15 protein-coding genes are annotated in these 17,677 nt (G+C 58.5%); 2 read left to right on the top strand and 13 right to left on the bottom strand.

Features of this window, described 5'->3' with window-relative positions; genetic code table 11:
* Positions 1-3 precede the first annotated feature (3 nt).
* Positions 4-2,226, top strand: a complete 2,223-nt coding sequence (glgB, locus tag H567_RS0100080) for a 1,4-alpha-glucan branching protein GlgB (protein WP_035252920.1) — start codon at positions 4-6, stop codon at positions 2,224-2,226.
* 417 nt (positions 2,227-2,643) lie between these two features.
* On the opposite strand, the gene H567_RS0100075 is transcribed toward glgB, so the two are convergent.
* The 3 genes from H567_RS0100075 to greA are packed head-to-tail and all read right to left on the bottom strand — an operon-like array spanning position 2,644 to position 4,151.
* Positions 2,644-3,129, bottom strand: a complete 486-nt coding sequence (locus H567_RS0100075) for an alpha/beta fold hydrolase (protein ID WP_028319816.1) — start codon at positions 3,127-3,129, stop codon at positions 2,644-2,646.
* A gap of 13 nt (positions 3,130-3,142) precedes the next feature.
* Positions 3,143-3,631: an FKBP-type peptidyl-prolyl cis-trans isomerase gene (locus tag H567_RS0100070; RefSeq protein ID WP_028319815.1), complete on the bottom strand. Its 489-nt coding sequence runs from the start codon at positions 3,629-3,631 to the stop codon at positions 3,143-3,145.
* A gap of 52 nt (positions 3,632-3,683) precedes the next feature.
* Complete coding sequence (gene greA / locus H567_RS0100065) at positions 3,684-4,151, bottom strand: transcription elongation factor GreA (RefSeq protein WP_028319814.1); 468 nt, start codon at positions 4,149-4,151, stop codon at positions 3,684-3,686.
* Positions 4,152-4,497: 346 nt separating this feature from the next.
* Here greA and bioB point away from each other — a divergent pair, with 346 nt between their 5' ends.
* A complete protein-coding gene (bioB, locus tag H567_RS0100055; RefSeq protein ID WP_028319812.1) occupies positions 4,498-5,475 on the top strand; it encodes a biotin synthase BioB in 978 nt (325 codons plus the stop codon).
* A 28-nt stretch (positions 5,476-5,503) separates the two neighbouring features.
* Here the strand turns inward: bioB and feoB are convergent, their stop codons facing one another.
* The 10 genes from feoB to H567_RS0100005 form a co-directional block, all read right to left on the bottom strand.
* Positions 5,504-7,879, bottom strand: coding sequence for a ferrous iron transport protein B (feoB, locus tag H567_RS0100050; RefSeq protein ID WP_028319811.1), 2,376 nt, complete (start codon positions 7,877-7,879; stop codon positions 5,504-5,506).
* Positions 7,880-7,893: 14 nt separating this feature from the next.
* The gene (locus H567_RS0100045) at positions 7,894-8,142 is read right to left on the bottom strand and encodes a FeoA family protein (protein WP_028319810.1); all 249 of its coding nucleotides are present in this window, start codon (positions 8,140-8,142) and stop codon (positions 7,894-7,896) included.
* Between the two features lie 212 nt (positions 8,143-8,354).
* The gene (locus H567_RS0100040; protein WP_028319809.1) at positions 8,355-9,077 is read right to left on the bottom strand and encodes a DUF364 domain-containing protein; all 723 of its coding nucleotides are present in this window, start codon (positions 9,075-9,077) and stop codon (positions 8,355-8,357) included.
* A gap of 274 nt (positions 9,078-9,351) precedes the next feature.
* Entirely contained in the window at positions 9,352-10,212 is an 861-nt protein-coding gene (locus H567_RS0100035; protein WP_028319808.1) for an amidohydrolase family protein, read from the bottom strand.
* Between the two features lie 19 nt (positions 10,213-10,231).
* The gene (locus H567_RS22210) at positions 10,232-11,038 is read right to left on the bottom strand and encodes an inositol monophosphatase family protein (protein WP_035252917.1); all 807 of its coding nucleotides are present in this window, start codon (positions 11,036-11,038) and stop codon (positions 10,232-10,234) included.
* Positions 11,039-11,430: 392 nt separating this feature from the next.
* On the bottom strand, positions 11,431-12,177 hold the full coding sequence (locus H567_RS0100025; RefSeq protein ID WP_028319807.1) for an N-acyl homoserine lactonase family protein: 747 nt from the start codon (positions 12,175-12,177) through the stop codon (positions 11,431-11,433).
* Positions 12,178-12,320: 143 nt separating this feature from the next.
* Complete coding sequence (locus H567_RS0100020; protein ID WP_028319806.1) at positions 12,321-13,469, bottom strand: acyl-CoA dehydrogenase family protein; 1,149 nt, start codon at positions 13,467-13,469, stop codon at positions 12,321-12,323.
* 18 nt (positions 13,470-13,487) lie between these two features.
* Positions 13,488-14,456, bottom strand: coding sequence for an electron transfer flavoprotein subunit alpha/FixB family protein (locus H567_RS0100015; RefSeq protein ID WP_028319805.1), 969 nt, complete (start codon positions 14,454-14,456; stop codon positions 13,488-13,490).
* The gene (locus tag H567_RS0100010) at positions 14,457-15,236 is read right to left on the bottom strand and encodes an electron transfer flavoprotein subunit beta/FixA family protein (protein WP_028319804.1); all 780 of its coding nucleotides are present in this window, start codon (positions 15,234-15,236) and stop codon (positions 14,457-14,459) included.
* A 12-nt stretch (positions 15,237-15,248) separates the two neighbouring features.
* A complete protein-coding gene (locus H567_RS0100005; RefSeq protein ID WP_028319803.1) occupies positions 15,249-17,291 on the bottom strand; it encodes a (Fe-S)-binding protein in 2,043 nt (680 codons plus the stop codon).
* Between the last annotated feature and the right edge of the window lie 386 nt (positions 17,292-17,677).

Here is a 17,677-nt window from a genome sequence, read left to right as displayed (position 1 = left end):
AGGATGAAAAACGTGCGGGAAAAGGGCCGATTGAGCCCGGAGGAACTGGAGTCGCTGATTCATGGCGATGTGGCGGACCCGTTTGTCTGGCTGGGTGTCCATGAGGTTCGTTCCGGCGCTGATCCAGCCGTAGCGATCCGGGTGCTCATGCCCGGTGCGGAAAGGGTGGCCCTGCTTGGCGGCTGGGGAAACGGGAAGATCGACGTCCCGATGCGCGACAAGCGCGGCTTTTTCGAGCTTGTCACGCCGGGCCGGCAGCCGCTCAACCCCTATCGGATCAGGGCGGTTTTCCCCGGCGGGATGGAGTCCACCTTTTATGATGCCTATGGCTTCTGGCCGGTATTGACCGAGTATGATCTCTATCTTTTCAGCGAAGGCAGACATCACGATATCTACATGAGACTCGGTGCCCAGGTTATGGAGCATCAGGGCGTCAGGGGGACGTTTTTCGCTGTCTGGGCGCCGGCGGCCAAAAGGGTCGGTCTGGTAGGGGATTTCAACCAGTGGGATGGGCGGCGGCTCCGGCTGAGGAACCGGGGGAGCTCAGGCGTCTGGGAGTTGTTCGTTCCGCATGTGAATTCCGGGGCTCTATACAAGTTCGAGATCCTCACCGCAGGCAACGTCCTTCTCCTCAAGTCCGACCCCTATGGCTTCCGGTTCGAGCAGCGCCCGAAGACCGCTTCTGTGGTGCATGACTTGGGCGGTTTCGTCTGGTCGGACCAGGCGTGGATGGAAAGGCGGTCCAGGAGCCAGTCCCTCGTGCAGCCGATGGCGATCTACGAGGTGCACGCCGGTTCATGGCGGCGGCGTGAGGATGAAGGGGGGCGCTGGCTCACGTATCGTGAACTGGCCGATGAGCTCATTCCTTATGTCAAAGATATGGGGTTTACCCATATCGAGTTTCTCCCCTTGGCCGAACATCCGTTCGACGGTTCGTGGGGTTATCAGGTGACGGGTTATTATGGGGCTACCTCCCGCTTTGGTGCCCCCGAAGACTTGATGTTCCTGGTCGATGCTTGCCACAGGGCGGAGATAGGGGTTTTACTCGATTGGGTTCCCGCTCATTTTCCCAAGGATCCTCATGCCCTGGAATTTTTCGATGGCTCGCACCTATACGAGCACGCAGACCCGCGCAAGGGCCACCACCGGGATTGGGACACGCTCATCTTCAACTACGGCCGCAATGAAGTGCGTAATTTCCTGGTGGCCAACGCCCTCTTTTGGCTCGATCGTTTTCATTTCGACGGCTTGAGGGTGGACGCCGTAGCTTCGATGCTCTACCTCGACTACTCCCGTTCGGAAGGGGAATGGATTCCGAATCGCTACGGTGGGCGTGAGAACCTGGAGGCGATCGATTTTCTGAAAGAGTTCAACGCCCTTTTTTATGAGCGCTTTCCGGGGGCTGTCACCATAGCAGAGGAATCCACGGCCTGGCCGGCGGTTACACGCCCGGTGCATCTGGGAGGGCTCGGGTTTCTGTTCAAATGGAATATGGGCTGGATGCACGATATGCTGAGCTTCATGCAGACGGACCCCGTTTTCCGGCGTTACCACATGAACAACCTGACCTTTGCCCTGCTCTATGCGTTTCACGAGAATTTCATGCTGCCTTTGTCCCATGATGAGGTGGTGCACGGAAAGGCCTCGCTCCTTGAAAAGATGCCGGGTGATGATTGGCAGAAGTTCGCCAACCTGCGGCTCCTGTTCGGGTATATGTATGCCGAGCCGGGCAAAAAGATCATTTTTATGGGCGGAGAGTTCGGGCAGCGCAAAGAATGGGACCACGACGGAGCGCTCCAGTGGGAGCTCCTGCAGTATGCCCCCCATAGGGGGTTGCAGCGGTTTGTCAGGGAACTGAACCGCCTCTACGTCGCGGAACCGGCGCTTCACCAGAGGGACGTCGATCCGGCCGGGTTCGAGTGGATCGATTTCAAGGATGCGGACGCCGCGGCGGTTTCGTTTATACGGCGGGCGCTGGATCCGGAGGAGATGCTGCTTTTTGTCTTCAATTTCACGCCGGTGCCGCGGGCCGGATATCGAATCGGTGCTCCCAAGCCCGGCCCGTACAGGATTCTGATCGATTCCGACGATCCGCGGTTCGGCGGATCGGGCTTCATACAGGAAACGGAGGTCCTGGCGGATTCGCACCCTTGGCACGGGCAGCCCTATTCGCTCGCTCTCACCCTCCCGCCTCTGGGGATGCTGGCCTTGAAGCCGCATTGCTAAAGACTGAGGTTCGGCTGCACCGGGCCCTTTTCTATGCACCGGCCCTGATCGGCCTGCCGTCTCTCCTCATCCCGCTTCCATCGGTGCATGTTGCACGTGGAACATCTGTCCGGTCGGGATCGATCCAACGATTGTCCGTTCGCAAATGATTTTCCGGTTCAACCTGGCTTCCCTTTCGGAAATGAAGATTTTTCTTCACAGCCTTCGGGTGCTCAGGCCCGCCCCTTCGGGGCGGGTCCCAGTTTCTTCACACCCTTCGCGTCTTCAGTCACACCGCTTCGCGGCGGGCCCCAGCTCAACCCTATCTGGGAACTCCGGCGTATCCGTGGAGATGCCTGTGACAGGTCGCAGCGCATCAGCAAAGGTTCAGATGGGCATCGTGGTCGCCCAACATGAGCGTTTCCGGATTTAAAACGGCTATTTTCGGAAGGGAGCGAGATAAAGCGGCCAGGGGATGGATCTGAAGGTGCGATGCAGAAAATGGTCGTCTTCGACAAGATGAAAGGAGAGATGCTGAAAAAGCTCCCGACTGAGAGGTTCCACCTTGTCGATAGGAATGACCTCATCCTGGATCCCGTGGAAAAGGATGGCGGGGGTGGGGATCGGCCGGACGGGATAGGTGGATGCTGAGATGAGATGAATGGCGGGGGCAAGAAGGATGAGTTGGCAAACCTTTTCAGGGTGAAGCATGGCGAAAAGGGCCGCCATGAGGCCGCCGAAACTCGACCCCACCAGCGTGAGGTGCTCCAGAGGCTCAAGGATGTCTTCGAGCACCTCCATACGTTCCACCAGCGCCCCGTCGAACTGTGGGGTCAGCAGCTTCGGAAAGCGCTCGCGGAAATAGACAGCCTTTGTCCCCTGATTTCCGCTCTCCAGGCCGTGAATGAAGATAGCGTGCGGCACAAAAAACCTCTCGTTACCCGCAGCCGATCGATTTCTTATGTTCGGCTTCCAGGGCGGCCGAGATCTCTTCCTTCTCGGCCCGGCGGACAGCGATGACCTCGACTTCCAGCGTTACCCTGATCCCGGCCATCGGTTTGTTGAAATCCGCCAGAACCGTATCCGGCCGCAGCTCGAGCACCTTGAAGGAGACGAGGCAGGATCGCCTGATCTGACGATAGTATTGCCCCTCACGAAGGCGTTGTTTGATCAGCCCCTCGGTCGGGATTTCACGGATCAGGGCTGGATCACGGTCGCCATAGAGTTCCTCGGCAGGTACATGAACGATGAACTGGTCTCCGGTCCTGCGGCCGCTCAAAGCCGATTCGAGAGACGGCACCTGACGTTCGACCCGGTAAATGAACGACGTGGTTTCCTCCGCCCTGGGTTTGTCGGTGCCGTCGGGCAAATGGCTGACCATCGTGTACCGGATGGTCACCATGGATTCAGGCTCGATTCGCTCCATAAGACGGACCTCGATCAGTCATTTATCTGAAATGCCGAGGAAAAACCCTGTTTCAGGATATCTCCAAGATCTCGTATTCCTGGACACCCCGAGGGACCTGAACGCGGATCTCGTCGCCGATGCGCTTGCCGATCAGCGCCTGGCCGAGCGGCGAGGTGACGGAAATACGACCATTTTCAGGATCCGATTCGTATGGGCCGACCAACTGGTACCGGATTTCTTCATCGGTTTGCAGGTTGTAAAGCAGCACAGCGTTGCCGAAGACGACCCGGTCACCCGAATGGCTGTCTGCAGAAATGACTTCCGCCTTGGCGATGACATCGGTCAGTTCGTTGATCTTCCCCTCCAGAAAGGACTGTTTCTCTTTTGCGGCGTGATATTCAGCATTTTCACTCAGGTCACCGTGGCTCCGGGCTTCTGCTATGGCGCGGATATTCTGAGGGCGCTCTACATTGACGAGATGCGTCAACTCCTGTTTCAGTTTGGCCAGGCCTTCTTTGGTAAAGGGAACTTTCTCCATGAAACGATACGACCTCACGCTTTAATTGTCTCTATCCGGAAAGGGTGTTTCTAGCCAATGTCGGCATCAATCGGCCCGCTTGCTTGGGCGGCGACCCTCAAAACGTCTTCGTTCAAGCGCTCCATGTCATTGAAAGAAGAAAAAATCTCGTTTCCAGGTCGAAAGCTGGATGGTGCCGGGAAAACCTTTCCGGATGGACACGGTTATGGTTGCCTCCAAAACCTTTGGGCGAAAGATAACCCAAACGTGTTCTTTTAACACCTTCAGAACCGATTTTCCATCGAAATCGGGATATTCCCCACAAAAAAGCGTTTGACCGCCGATGCCAAGATCAGTATAAGGAGGCATGCAAACACGACAGTCGATCGATTTGGCGGAGCGGATCCTTGCAGGGGAGAACCCGGGGCCCGAAGCCTACCAGGCCTTGGCGGCCTCGCCCGATGAAGAGGTCATGCATGTTTTGCCAGGGGCGGATATTCTCCGTGAGAAGCACTCGGGGCGTACGGTCCATTTGTGTACGATCCTGAATGCCAAATCAGGGAGATGTTCGGAAGACTGCGCCTTCTGCGCACAATCGGCCTTCGCGCGGACCTCGGCGCCGGTCTATCCGTTTGTGGGGAAGGAACATGTCCAAGCGTCGGCCCGGCAGGTGGCTCGAACTCCGGTCCACCGATTTTCCATCGTGACGAGCGGCAAGCGTCTCTCAAAGGCCGAACTAAGCTCTCTTTGCGAGGGGTTGAGCGAGCTTGGCGGGAATCGCCTGCGGTTTTGCGCCTCCCTCGGCACGCTGGACCGTGAAGATTGTGCAAAGCTCAAACAGGCCGGTGTCAGCCGGTATCATCACAATCTCGAGTCCAGTGAAAGCTTTTACAACCAGATTTGCACGACCCATTCCTTCCGCGAGCGCTTCCAAACCATTCAGGTCGCCAAAGAGGCCGGGCTTTCTGTTTGCGCCGGCGGGCTTTTCGGAATCGGGGAAACCGATCAGCAGGTGCTCGAACTGGCGCTTACCTTGAAGGCCCTGAATGTGGATGCCGTTCCCCTCAATTTCCTGACACCCATCCCCGGCACCCGGCTCCAGGATGCTCACCATCTGACGCCCCTGCGCTGCCTGAAGATCATTGCCATTTTTCGGTATGTCCTGCCGGACAAGGAGATCCTCATCTGCGGCGGGCGCGAGGCGAACCTGCAGGACCTCCATCCCCTGATCTTTCATGCCGGAGCGAGCGGGATCATGACCGGGAATTACCTGACAACCAAAGGACGGACGCTCGAACAGGATCTCAGCCTTCTGGACCAGCTCAAGTTCACGGTCCGCGCCTAAAACAGCCGCTTCGAGGAACGGCACGCTTTCAGGCGGTCAGAGCTGAACCGATCTGATAGATCAACAAACTGACGCCGTAAGCCACCAGGAGGTTGAACCCGACGGAAAAGGCGGCCCAACGCCAGTTGCTTTCCCTCTGGATGCTGATCACGGTGACGAAGCATGGCACGTAGAGCATGGTGAACACCAGGACGGTGAAGGCCATGAGGGGATTCCAGCGGGGATCCTGCTGCAGACGCTCCGTCAGGGACTTGGCCTCTTCGGGGTCTACATCGCCCAGCGAATAAGCCGTTCCAAGCGTCGAGACCACCATCTCTTTTGCGGCGAATCCGGCGAGAAGCGCGATGTTCAGACGATAATCGAACCCGACGGGGCTGGTGACGGCCTCGAGCTTAACCCCGAGCCATCCGGCGACGGTATGCTTGAGACGAGCCTGCTGCTCTTCGAAACGAGAAGATTGCATTCCCCGGCGGAAGTCCAGCAACGCGGCCGCCGCCAATTGGTTTTTGACGGTTGCTCCCGGGGGCGGCGGGGCGTTTTCCTCCAGGTGTGCGGCGGCAGCGAGAAGCGTGACGTAGGGGCTTTCCGCAATGCTCTCCAGGGTGGCGGAGTCGGAGTTTTCGATCGCGGCACGGTATGAGGTGTAAAGCGCATCGAGTTCCATAAGGACTTCCCCGTTCGGGGCGATGGTTTTCAACGCGTGGGAAGCCAGGGTGTCTTCGACCAACTGGTTGCGGCGTTCTTCAAAGGATCGAAGCTGGTGTTCATCGAGACCCGGAAAGGTCATCATGGCCCAGATAAGAACGGAAAACCCAAGGATGACGGTGCCCGCCTTCTTGATATACTGCCAGGTTCTCTCCCAGGTGTGGATCAAAAGGCCTTTGACCGTTGGGATGCGGTATGGCGGGAGTTCCATGACAAAAGGCGTTTTGGGGCCTTTGAGGACGGTCATCCGCAAGAATTTGGCCGCGAAGAGTGCAAAGGCCCAGGATAACAGCGTCAACAGAAAAAGCATCTGCGCCTGCCGTTTGGCGAAGAAGGCCGCTATGATGATGGCATAGACGGGCAGCTTGGCGCCGCAGTTCATGAATGGGACTACCAGCAGGGTGGCGATCCGCTCTTTCGGGTCCCTCAATGTGCGGGTGGCGAAGACCCCTGGAACAGCGCAGCCTCCGGAAATGCCGCCGCTGATGATCAGCGCCATCACGGAATTGCCGTGCAGGCCGAACCACCTCAGGACCCGATCGAGCATATAGGCCACCCGGGCCATGTAGCCGCTGTCTTCCATGATGGCGATGGCGAAGAACATGAACATGATGAGCGGAACGAAGCCGAGTACACCCCCGACACCGTCGATGATGCCGGAGACGATCAAGGACTGAAGGTTGCCGGCCGGCAAGGTGTTCGAAAGAAAGGTCTTGATCCAGTCGAAGAATGATTCCAGGAGAGCCAGCGGGACTTCGCTGGCCCAGAAGGTGAACGAATAGATGCCGTAAAGAATGGCGATCATAAAGAGCGGACCGAGCGCCCGGTTGGTAAGCACCTTGTCTACTTGATCGGAAAGGTTCAGGCGCAGATCGATCTTGCGCTTCAGGACCTGCTTGGTGATCCCGTTGATATAGCCGTACCGGTGGTCGGCGATCACCCCCTCCGGTTCATCTTCGAGCGTCGCCATCATGTGTTTGTGGGTGTTTTTGCAGATCTCCAGGACCTCTGTCCCGATCGCCGGGTCCCTTTGCAGCAGGCCGGTGATTTGACTGTCCCCTTCAAGGCATTTCAGGGCCCTCCAGCGCGCAGGATACTTCTTGTCGTAAATCTCGGATTTTTCGATCAACGCGGTGATCTGAACGATGCTCTGGTCGATGTCCAGGCCGTATGAAATGGCAGCCGGTTTCCACTCGCGACTCGCCTCGGCGGAGGACACGATCTGGTCGAGAAGGGCCCGGATTCCTCGATTGGAACGCGCCACCATGGGTACGACGGGGGCTTCGAGAAGCTTCGAAAGGGCGGCATGGTCGATTCGAATCCCTCTCGATTCAGCGACATCGACCATATTCAAGGCGACGATGAGCGGAATGCCCAGTTCTCTGAACTGCACCGTTAGGTAGAGGTTGCGGTCGAGATTGGAGGCGTCGACGATATCGACCACCAGGTCGGGCCGCTCGTTGATCAGAAAATCACGGGCGACGATCTCTTCGAGGGAATAGGCCGTGAGGGAATAGGTGCCTGGCAGGTCGACGACTTCGATTTCGTAGTCACCGTGCTTGACGATACCGAATTTTTTTTCGACGGTTACGCCAGGATAATTGGCGATGTGCTGGCGAGCTCCGGTAAGGGCGTTGAAGACCGTCGTTTTACCGGCATTGGGGTTTCCCGATAGGGCGATGGTGATCTTTTTCGACATTCCTGATTCCTGAATCAAGGGTCAGGGACCTCAACCTCCACCAGGATGCGGTCCGATTCGTTGTTACGCAGGGTAAGCACATAGTCTTTGATTCTCACGGCCACAGGATCCTTGAGGGGCGCACGGCCCTGGATTTGGATCTCGTTGCCGGGCACGAGGCCCATTTCGCGGATCCTCCTGCCCATTTCGCCCCTGGCGGTAACCTTCTGGATCAGGCCTTTCTGGTTGTCGGCCATTTCACGCATGCGGACAATCTTTTTCATGGCTGCGCTGTTCCCTTGAAACTCGTTTGATGCCTGCCTCCTCCCGCCTGGCTCAGAAGTTGCTTTTCCGGGGGACGCGTTTGCTCCAATCACCCGAAATATTCTTTCAGGAGGTCTCGAACCGCTGCCGAACGCGACGGATTCATGACAGGCGGCCCCGCCACAGTCCCGCAGGCACATCAAGCGATGAGAAGCTCCGGCGGGGGCGGACGTCAAGCCCTGAGCTTGGTCAAACGCTTCAACCCTTTGATCTGCCGGAAATTGGCTCCCTGGCTGAGACAGGTCAGCGCGAGGGCCGGGTCCATGACCTTGCTGCCGCACAGGGCGTCAACCCCGTATTCGAACAGGATCGGGGACATCGGCACGGTGTCGCCGAGCAGCAGGGTGAAGGCCTTGGTGCTCAACTGCAGCAGGCCTTCCAGGGTATGGTTGGTGAGCGCGGTTCCTGTGATCGCCACCACGTCGGCCATGGGCAGGACCTGTTCTGCAGCGGCCTCTTTCAGGTCGCCTTCCTGCGGGTTTTTTTCGATGACCCAGAGGTTTCGAACCCGTTCACGGAGACGGGGTATGAATGGAAAGTGCCCGATGATGGCCACTCGGCGGTTTTCCCCTTTCTGGAGGATCAACTCGGCCGCGTTTTGTTCGATGCAGTCCGTCTCGTCGATTTCCAGCAGAGAATTGATGGTTGCCATTCCGATGGCGGCCTCGAGGATGCTTTCCGAATAGGCCAGATGCGCCAACTCTTTGGCCGAACAGTGCAGCAGTTCACCCGGATTCCGGACCAAAGGCGGCTTCTGCTTGAGGGCGTCTTTCGGAAGGGTTGCGGCCAAACCGCATGACCGGGTCAAAACCCCGGTGTGGAAAACGCCTTGCCGAATATCCCTTACGGGCGCATCCCAGTCGAGGGAGCCCAGCAAATCTTCCAGAATGTTCACGACCTACAATAACCCCCGTCCAATTTCGTTTGAGGGAGACTGTAGCTACGCCGTCCGGCCTTGTCAAGGGTTATACCGGCCTCCCATAGCGGTGGGACTGAGCACCCGAAGGGTGTGAAGAAACCGGGACCCGCCGCGAAGCGGTGGGACTGAGCACCCGAAGGGTGTGAAGAAATATCCGCATTTCCGGATAGGAAACCAGACGGGGCATGGATCGTGTGTGGACTAGACCCGGGGAAGCGCCCGCTCGAGGTGGCAAAGGAAGATTCGAGGCTCAAGGACCGATCAGCCGCACCAGATTTTCGGAACCGATCAGGTCCCTTTCTTCATGGGTCAGGGGAAGAGCATCGAACCATGCCCGGATATCGGCCGGCCTGCGCCAGGGTGCATCGGTTCCGAAAAGGATTCGATCGGCCCCTTTCCTGCGGATGACAGACATCACCTGACCCTCCGGCAACAAAGGTGCGATGAACGAAAGATCGAAATAGACCTGCTCCAAAGAAAAAAGGGGGTCAAGGTGCTCCCACCCGTAGAGTGAACCCAGATGGGCGGCGATCAGGGTCAGACCGGGATATCTTTGGATCAGAGCCGCAATCTGAGATGGGCCGCAATCATAAGGATGAGCGGCATCGACAAACGCTTGCAGATGGGGTTTTTGCTGCAGCAGCCCGGCCAGGTGCATGGTATCGAGCATGATTGGAAGGCCGCTTCTCTCGAGCAGCGACCAGAGGGCGGCGGCTTCGGACGAGAGGATGTCGAGCTTTTGGAGAAAGGGGTGGATCTTGACACCTTTGAGGCCCAGGTCGAGGATCTCCTGGAGATCGTCTTCAATCTGCCGGGATTGTGCCAGGAGGGTGCCGAACGGGATGATGCGTTTCTCCTTTTCGGCCTGATTGGCGGTCCAGCGGTTGAGTTCCGAGATCCTTGCAGGATTGGCCGATACCGGCAAAAGGACGAAACCGTCGATCCCCGCCGCCTCTTCCTCCTGCAGCAGGGAAGCGAGGGATCCTTCTTGACAGAGCCGCCACTTGTTTGGATCGGAATCGGGGAGCTCCTGATCCAGAAGGGCTGTCCTCTCACGAATCAGACGGATGTCGCGTTCCTCGTAGGCGTGTGTGTGGGCGTCGAGGAGCATGAGCAGCTGAATCCTCGCCTCATGCCGCCTTGTTTTGCAGGTGCTGAAGCACCTCGGCGGCGATCTCCGGGTCTGCTACGAGGAGGTGGGATCCGATCAACTCTTCTTTCGGGCCCCCGTCAAAGACGAAGGAACTGCCGTCCATGTGAAAGATCTTCTTCCCGGCGGCTTCGACGATGACCCGGGCAGCTGCCAGATTGGCATAGGTTTCATGCGCGATCAGCGCCGCATCCGCCCGCCCGTTGGCCACATAACACATATGGGCGACCGTACAGCCCAGATTGCGGATTTTTCCGGGAAAGCTCGAAACATAGTGCTGATGGAAGCGGGAATAGGTGAAAAGGACACTCTCGTCGTTGAGTTCAGAGGGTTTCGTTTTCGAGAGGGCCCGATTTCCCAGGTAGGCCTCCTGCCCGGCGACGGCATGGAAGAGGTCCCCGGTCGCAGGAAGGAAACAAACGCCGAGCACGGGCCAGAAATTCTCCAAGAGTGCGATGGATACGGCCCAGATCGGGATGCCGGCCTGAAAATTGGAAATCCCGTCAAGCGCGTCGTAGACCCAGACATATCGTTTTTCATCGTGGGTATAGGCTTCTTCCGGTGCGCCTCCCTTGAAGATGCGATGTTGCGGAAACTGTTTGATAATGGTGGAGCGAAGAAGGCTTTCGAGATGCAGTTCGGCTTTGGTGACGAGGCTTTCATCGAACTTGATCTGCGGGGCGCCTTCCCCGTAAAAAGGCAAGGCTTCGTTCCCCGCCTTGCGGGCGATGTCCATGGCGAAGTCGGCCAGTTCAACGATCGAGGGTCCCTGGGCTTTTGCGGTCATATGGCTTCCTTTCCTGACTGCATGAAGAGGGCGGCAGCTGAAGTTCCTTCCAAGGGGGAGTGATGGCATGATCCCCGGCGATCGGCCCGAAAACCTCCAGGGGAGAAGATCTGCGTGCCAGCCGCCTTTTCTTTGCCCGCCCATCGATGCCGGGGCGAATCGGAGCGGATCCGGAGGTCTGTAATGCACATGCGAAGAGGCAAACGGCGCAAACCACCGGCCTTCGATTCACAATTCGTTCGCAGCGTGCTTTTGGCACAGGCCCGGATCTCTCTCAAACTTTAGCAAATCGGAGAAGCAAGGCAAGGAAAATTACGGAAAACGCCAGGCCGCAAAACGGTTGGACAAGGCCGCTCCCGGGGCCGATCGCAATCTTTCCATCCGAAAATGTTCTAAGGGATGCTATCCACTCCAGCGAAGCACGGTTCATGGAGCGGAATCAGGATATCCGCCCTTTCTTTCACTCGCACCATCCAGTCATAGGCCGCGTAGGCGTTCATAAGCGTCCCCGGGGGAATGACGTCCATCTCCATCGCGCGGATCTCCTTCGGCGGTTCGAAATTTTCCATAATGACGCAAAACCCCGTGATGGCGGCCTGACCCGCGGCAGTCGTGACCATAACGGTCAGGCCGCCGGCCGTATGCGCCGGTGTATGGATCACCTCGATCCCCGGGACGATCTCGCGGTCTTGGGAGACAGGTTCGATCTGATCGTTCTCTTCGATCTCGGCGATATAGTCCTCGAGATAGCGAAAGTCCAGCGGATGAGGGTTGTGAATGGTCTCCAATTCCTTCGCATGGACGAAAAAGCGCGCGTTGACGCACTTGTAGTCATTTTCGCAATGGTCATTGTGAAGATGCGTGTGGATGACGATATCGATCTCTTCAGGCTTGAGACCCCAGCGACCCAGCCCCTCTTCGAAGGTATAGATCTTTCCGCCGATCGCCGCCTCGCGGTCAGCTGATTGAATAGGATTCATCTCGCCGGTGTCCACGAGGATCTTCTGCTCTCCCCCTTCCAGATACCAGCAGTAGATGGGGATGGTGTACCGTTCCCCTGCTCCGTACTGGTAGGTCATCATGCTCTTGTCGAAGATCTTGGTCCCCATGACGATCGGGTGAATCCGAAAATGCGTCATGTCTTCCCCTTCCCTCCAAAGAGACCGGGCCTGCAACGCCGATGCGCCGCAGGCGGTCGGTGTGGTGAAGAAACCGGCACGATCCGCGGCAGCACCTTCCCAGTGCGGGCAAGGGCTGCAGCAGGATCGATTCCGGGGGGATACTAATAGCGGCCCAACAGGCGGCGGCCGATGATGATCTTTTCCACCTCTTTGGTTCCTTCGTAGATTTCAAGCACTTTGGCCGCACGGTAAAAGCGCTCGACGTCGTGGTCATCCATGTAACCGTAGCCGCCGTGAAGCTGCAGGGCCTCGTCCACGACCTCGACCGCGGTCCGCCCGGCATTCCACTTGGCCATGGCGATCAGCTTGGTATCGATGATGCCGCTGTCGAGGAGCGATGCCGCGCGATGCGCCAGGGTGCGTGCAAGCTCCACCTTGGTGGCCATTTCTGCGATCTTGAACTGCGTCACCTGAAAGGCCGCCAGCTTCTGACCGAACTGCTCACGCGTTTTGACATGTTTGATGGCCATGTCTAAGGCGCCCTGGGAGAGGCCTACCCCGTGGGCGGAGACGTAGCTGCGCGAGCGGTCGAAAAAATTCATGAGCTGAAAGAACCCGGCGCCCCGGGTGCCGATCAGGTTTGTTTTCGGGACGCGCACATCCGAAAAGAAGATGTTGGCCGTGTCCGATGCCCGCAGGCCCATCTTGCCGGTGATCTTCTGCGCGTCATAGCCCTTGCGGTTGGTCTCGACAAGGATGATGCTGTGCCGCTTGGACTTGGAGGGTGCCTCCGGGTCCGTGAGGCAAAAGACCACCAGGAAATCCCCGACTGTACCGCCGCCGATCATGACCTTGTTGCCGTTGATGACCCATTCGTCGCCGTCCAGCACGGCCTGGGTCGTGCCGGCGGCAGCATCGCTGCCCGCCCCGGGTTCCGTGATGGCGAACCCCATGATGGCCTCGTTCTGGACCAGCTGCGGGAGGTAGGTCTTCTTCTGCTCCTCTGTGCCGAAGAGGATCAGCTCTTCGGAGCCGAAGGTCAGGCTGCAGAACATCTGGCCGATCCCGGGGTCCACGCGCCAGAATTCCTCGAGGATAATAGCGTGTTCGAGGAACCCGAGCCCGGCGCCGCCGTACTCTTCGGGGATGAAGACCCCGACGAACCCGAGGTCGGCCCCTTTCTTGAGCAGGGATCGCGGTACGCTTTCGTTGAGATCACACTCCCGGGCGATGTCTCTGAATTCACCTTCCGCGAACTCGCGCGCCGCCTTCTGGATGTCTTTCTGTTCTTTGTTCAGTTGAAAATCCATTCTCTATGTCCTCTCGGTTCACGCTTTAATTTTTTCCTTCAGAGCCTCGGCGATCTTGAAAAGATCCTCGACGACCCCATAGTCGGCCACCCGAAAAATGGGCGCCTTCTTGTCCTTGTTGATGGCGATGACGGTTCCGGCGCCGGCGATCCCGGCGACGTGCTGGAAGGCGCCGCTGATCCCCAGGGCCAGGTAGACCTTGGGCTTGACGGACTTGCCGGAGGTTCCGACCTGGTGGTACCTCGGCAGCCAATTTTTGTCGACGACCGGCCGGGAGCAGGAAAGGGTCGCCCCAAGCTTCTCGGCAAGTTCCTGGATGACGGAGATGTTCTCTTCCTCCCCGACACCGCGGCCGATCGAAACCAGAAACGGTGCCTGGGCGATGTCCACCGCGCCGGCGCTGGTGTCCTCGTATTCAATGAAGGTCCTCCGCGGCTCGCCGACCCCGCCCGGAAGCGGCTGTTGAACCACCTCGGCCTGAACCGGTGCGGACTCCTCGGGTTGAAAGGCGCTCGGGCGCACCGTGATCAGATAGCTATCGGCATCGCGGCAGACGACCCTGGCAAAGAGTTTTCCGCTGTAAATCTGCCGGGTGAGTTTGGGCTTGGACCCCTCGAGCTGGATGTCCACGCAGTCGGTTGCGATCGGCAGTCCGGTCCGGATCGAGAGGGCCGGTACATACTCGAGCCCGCTCGGCGTGTGGCCCATGAGGATCAGCAGTGGTTTTCCTTGGCCGATGGCGTGTGCCAGGACATCGCGGTAAAGGTCCGGGTCGAAGACCTTGAGGCGCGCATCCTGGAAAAAGAGGATCTTGTCGGCGCGTTCGGCAAGCGGCGGGAGCAGCGCGCCCGCCTCGTCCGCCAGCAGCACCGCGGTCAGGCTGTGTCCGCCCGCCTCGCACAATGCGCGGGCCTTGGTGAGCATCTCGAACGTGATATCCCTCAATTCTCCCTGGCGGTGTTCCGCCACCACATAGATGTCGCTCATTTAAACGTTCACCCCCTTTTCCCTGATGATGCGCAGCAGCGTCTCCGCGATGGCTCCGGGATCGCCCTCGATGATTTCGGCCCCTTCGGCTTCGGGCGGCAGATAAAGCTCTTCGACCTGGGTTTGCGGCAGGAGATCCGCGTCGGAAAGCCCGAGTTCACCCAGTTCGATGACCTTCAGCTCTTTCTTACCGGCCTTGCGAATGCCCATGATCGAGACGTAGCGGGGTTCGTTGATGCCCGTCTGGATCGTAAGAAGGGCCGGGAACCGGATCTGACAGACTGCGTCCATGCCGCCTTCGAGTTCGAGGTGCAGACGCGCGGTCCCGTTTTCCTTCTCGATGCGGGTCACCACGGCGGCATGGGAGAGCCCCAGCCTTTCAGCCAGCATCACGCCCACCACCCCGGCGTTGTCGTCATCGGCCTGTACCCCGGTCAGCACGAGGTCATGGGGAATGGTTTTCACCACGGAGGCCAGGATGCCGGACAGCACGAAGCCGTCCAGCAACCGGCTGCCCGGATCGACCCGAACAGCGCGGTCGGCGCCCATCGCGAGCGCGCGCCGGAGGATCTCCTCGTCCTCTTCGTCCCCGACCGTCACGACCGTAACCGACCCGTCGAATGTCTCCTTCAGTTGCACCGCCTCTTCGATGGCATAATTGTCCCAGTCATTCAGGATATATGCCAGGTCGTCCTTGCGTATGTCCTTTTTCCCAGCGTCGATGACCAGATCCACCTCCTGGGTGAGGGGGACCCTTTTGATGCAGACAACGATATCCATCTGCCAGACCTCCTAAAGGGTTGATAAGGTTAATTCCATGAGATCGATGACCTTCATCTCATTTTCAAGTCCTGCGGTCTTGATGGCGTCTTCGAAATGGATCAGGCAGAAGGGGCAGGCGGTGACCAGGCAGTCGGCGCCTGCGCTTCGGGCCATCTCGATCCGCTTGGCGGCCATCCGGACCTCTTCCTGTTCGATCTCGTGCCAGAGGATGATGTCCCCTCCCCCGCAGCAGAAACTGCGGTCCCTCGAGCGCTCCATCTCCACCAGCCGCATGCCCGGCAGGGACCGCAGGAGGTTCCGCGGGGGGTCATACAGACCGTTGTGGCGCCCCAGGTAGCAGGGGTCGTGATAGGTGTAGACGTGGGGTTCGACCGGTTTGACGGGCTGCAGACGTCCGGTGCGAACGAGAGACTCGACATAGGCGGAATAGTGTATCACCGGGAAAGACACTGGATAGTCCTTCAGGATGGTGTTGAAGGCATGCGGGTCGGTGGTGACCATGGTCCGGAACGTCACGCCCTGGAAGGTCTCGACGTTTTCCTCCAGCAGCATCTGAAAAAGGCCTTCTTCGCCCATTCGGCGCACCTGGTGGCCCGAATCCTTCTCACGGCGCCCGAGCACCCCGAAGGACACCCCCGCCCGATGAAGCCCGCTGGCGATCGCCCGGGTGATCTCCTGAACCCGCGGGTCGTATGAGCCGTAGCTGTCCACGAAATACAGGACATCCACCTCATCGCCGTCCTTCAGGATCTTCACCGGGATGTCCGCCAGCTCCTGGGTCCACTCCGCCCGTTTGGCGGCCGGCTTCCCGAAGGGATTGCCGGTCTTTTCAAACTGCATCAGGATCTGATTGAAGGTCTTGGGGGCCTGTCCGGTTTCGACCATATAGCGGCGCATGTCGATCATCTTGTCGATATATTCGATGAAGACCGGGCATTCTTCTTCGCAAGCCCCACAGGTTGTGCAGGACCAGACCTCGTCGGGTTCGATGATCGCTCCGATGATGGCCCCGGATTCATTGTCATCTTTGCCAGCGTCGTTCGCCGACGGACTACCCGGGCCGAAAACCGGATAGCGGCTGTAGGCGTAGTCCCGCAGTTTGATGGTGATCATCTTGGGGGAGAGCGGCCTTCCGACGGCGTAGGCCGGGCAGTTGTCGGAGCAGCGGCCGCATTCGGTGCACGTGTAGAAATCGAGGACGTGCTTCCAGGTGAAATCCTCGAGTTTTCCGGCCCCTGAGCTTTCGAGTTCGTCGATGTCTTCCACATCCCAGCGGAGGGGTTTGATCGCGCCCTTCTTGAGCTTGCGGAAAAAGACATTCGGAAGGGCCGTGATGATGTGAAAGTGCTTCGAGAGAGGCAGCAGGTTCAGGAAGCAGAAAAGCGCCAGGATGTGCAGCCAATAGCTGGACTGCAGGATGGCCTTGAGCGCCGAGGGGTTTCCTTGCGGCAGAAACACGGCGGCGATTTGTGCAGCGGGCAGCCAGCCGCGTGCATCGGATTCGATGTGCAGCAGACTCCCTTCGTAGAGCATATCCGTGACCATCAGGAAAGAGATGAGCCCGAGGACGAGGTAGGCCTCGAACTGATGGCTGCCGGCATAGCGGGCCGGCCGTGCGATGGCGCGCCGCAGGATGGAAAAGATGCAGGCGGCCAGAACCAGGAGTTCGAACAGGTCTTTCAAGAAGCCGTAAAAGCCGCCGAAAGGTCCTTTCATCAAGGGATCCAAAAAGGGGATCCCCAGGGCCTGCATCACCAGTTCCAGGGATCGAAGCCCCAGGACCACGAATCCCCAGAAGATCACGATGTGCAGGATCCCCGCCCAGAGGTAACGAGGCTGCCGCTTCTGAAGGATCCCAAACGTCAAAAGGCCCTTGAGGCGCTCCCCGATGTTCGAGAAACGTGGATCGGCCTGGGCGCTTTTCAGCAGGACGAGGCGTTTGTAGATCGTATAGCCGAAAAGACCGACGGCGAGAACGACGATGATCCAGCCGAAAACGACGCCCGGTATCCCCAAGTAATGGGATGCGGCGGGATGAAGGATGGTCGACATGAGAGACTCCTAAGGGGTTCAGTTAACGGGTTGACAGACAATCCAGGATGGGAGGCCTGGAGACTACGCAACCGAATTTGGTTCATGAAACGCCTTGCGTTTACGGCCTGCACGATCGGATCTATGGATCGCATCGAAAAAGCCGGCGCATTTTCGCCTTTACATGGTGGTTATGCAAAAATATTACGGACGTTAACTTGTATCTATCCGGAAATGATTTCCCGGTAGAACCCGGTTTCCAATCCGGAAATGAGGATATTTCTTCACACCCTTCGGGTGCTCAGTCCCACCGCTTCGCGGCGGGTCCCGGTTTCTTCACACCCTTCGGGTGCTCAGTCCCACCCCTGCGGGGCGGGTCCCGGTTTGGCCAATATCAAGGAAATCAA

This window comes from Desulfatiglans anilini DSM 4660 (assembly GCF_000422285.1).
Taxonomy (GTDB): domain Bacteria; phylum Desulfobacterota; class DSM-4660; order Desulfatiglandales; family Desulfatiglandaceae; genus Desulfatiglans; species Desulfatiglans anilini.
Note: the sequence above shows the minus strand (reverse complement) of the source record. Positions and strands in the feature narration are given on the sequence as shown.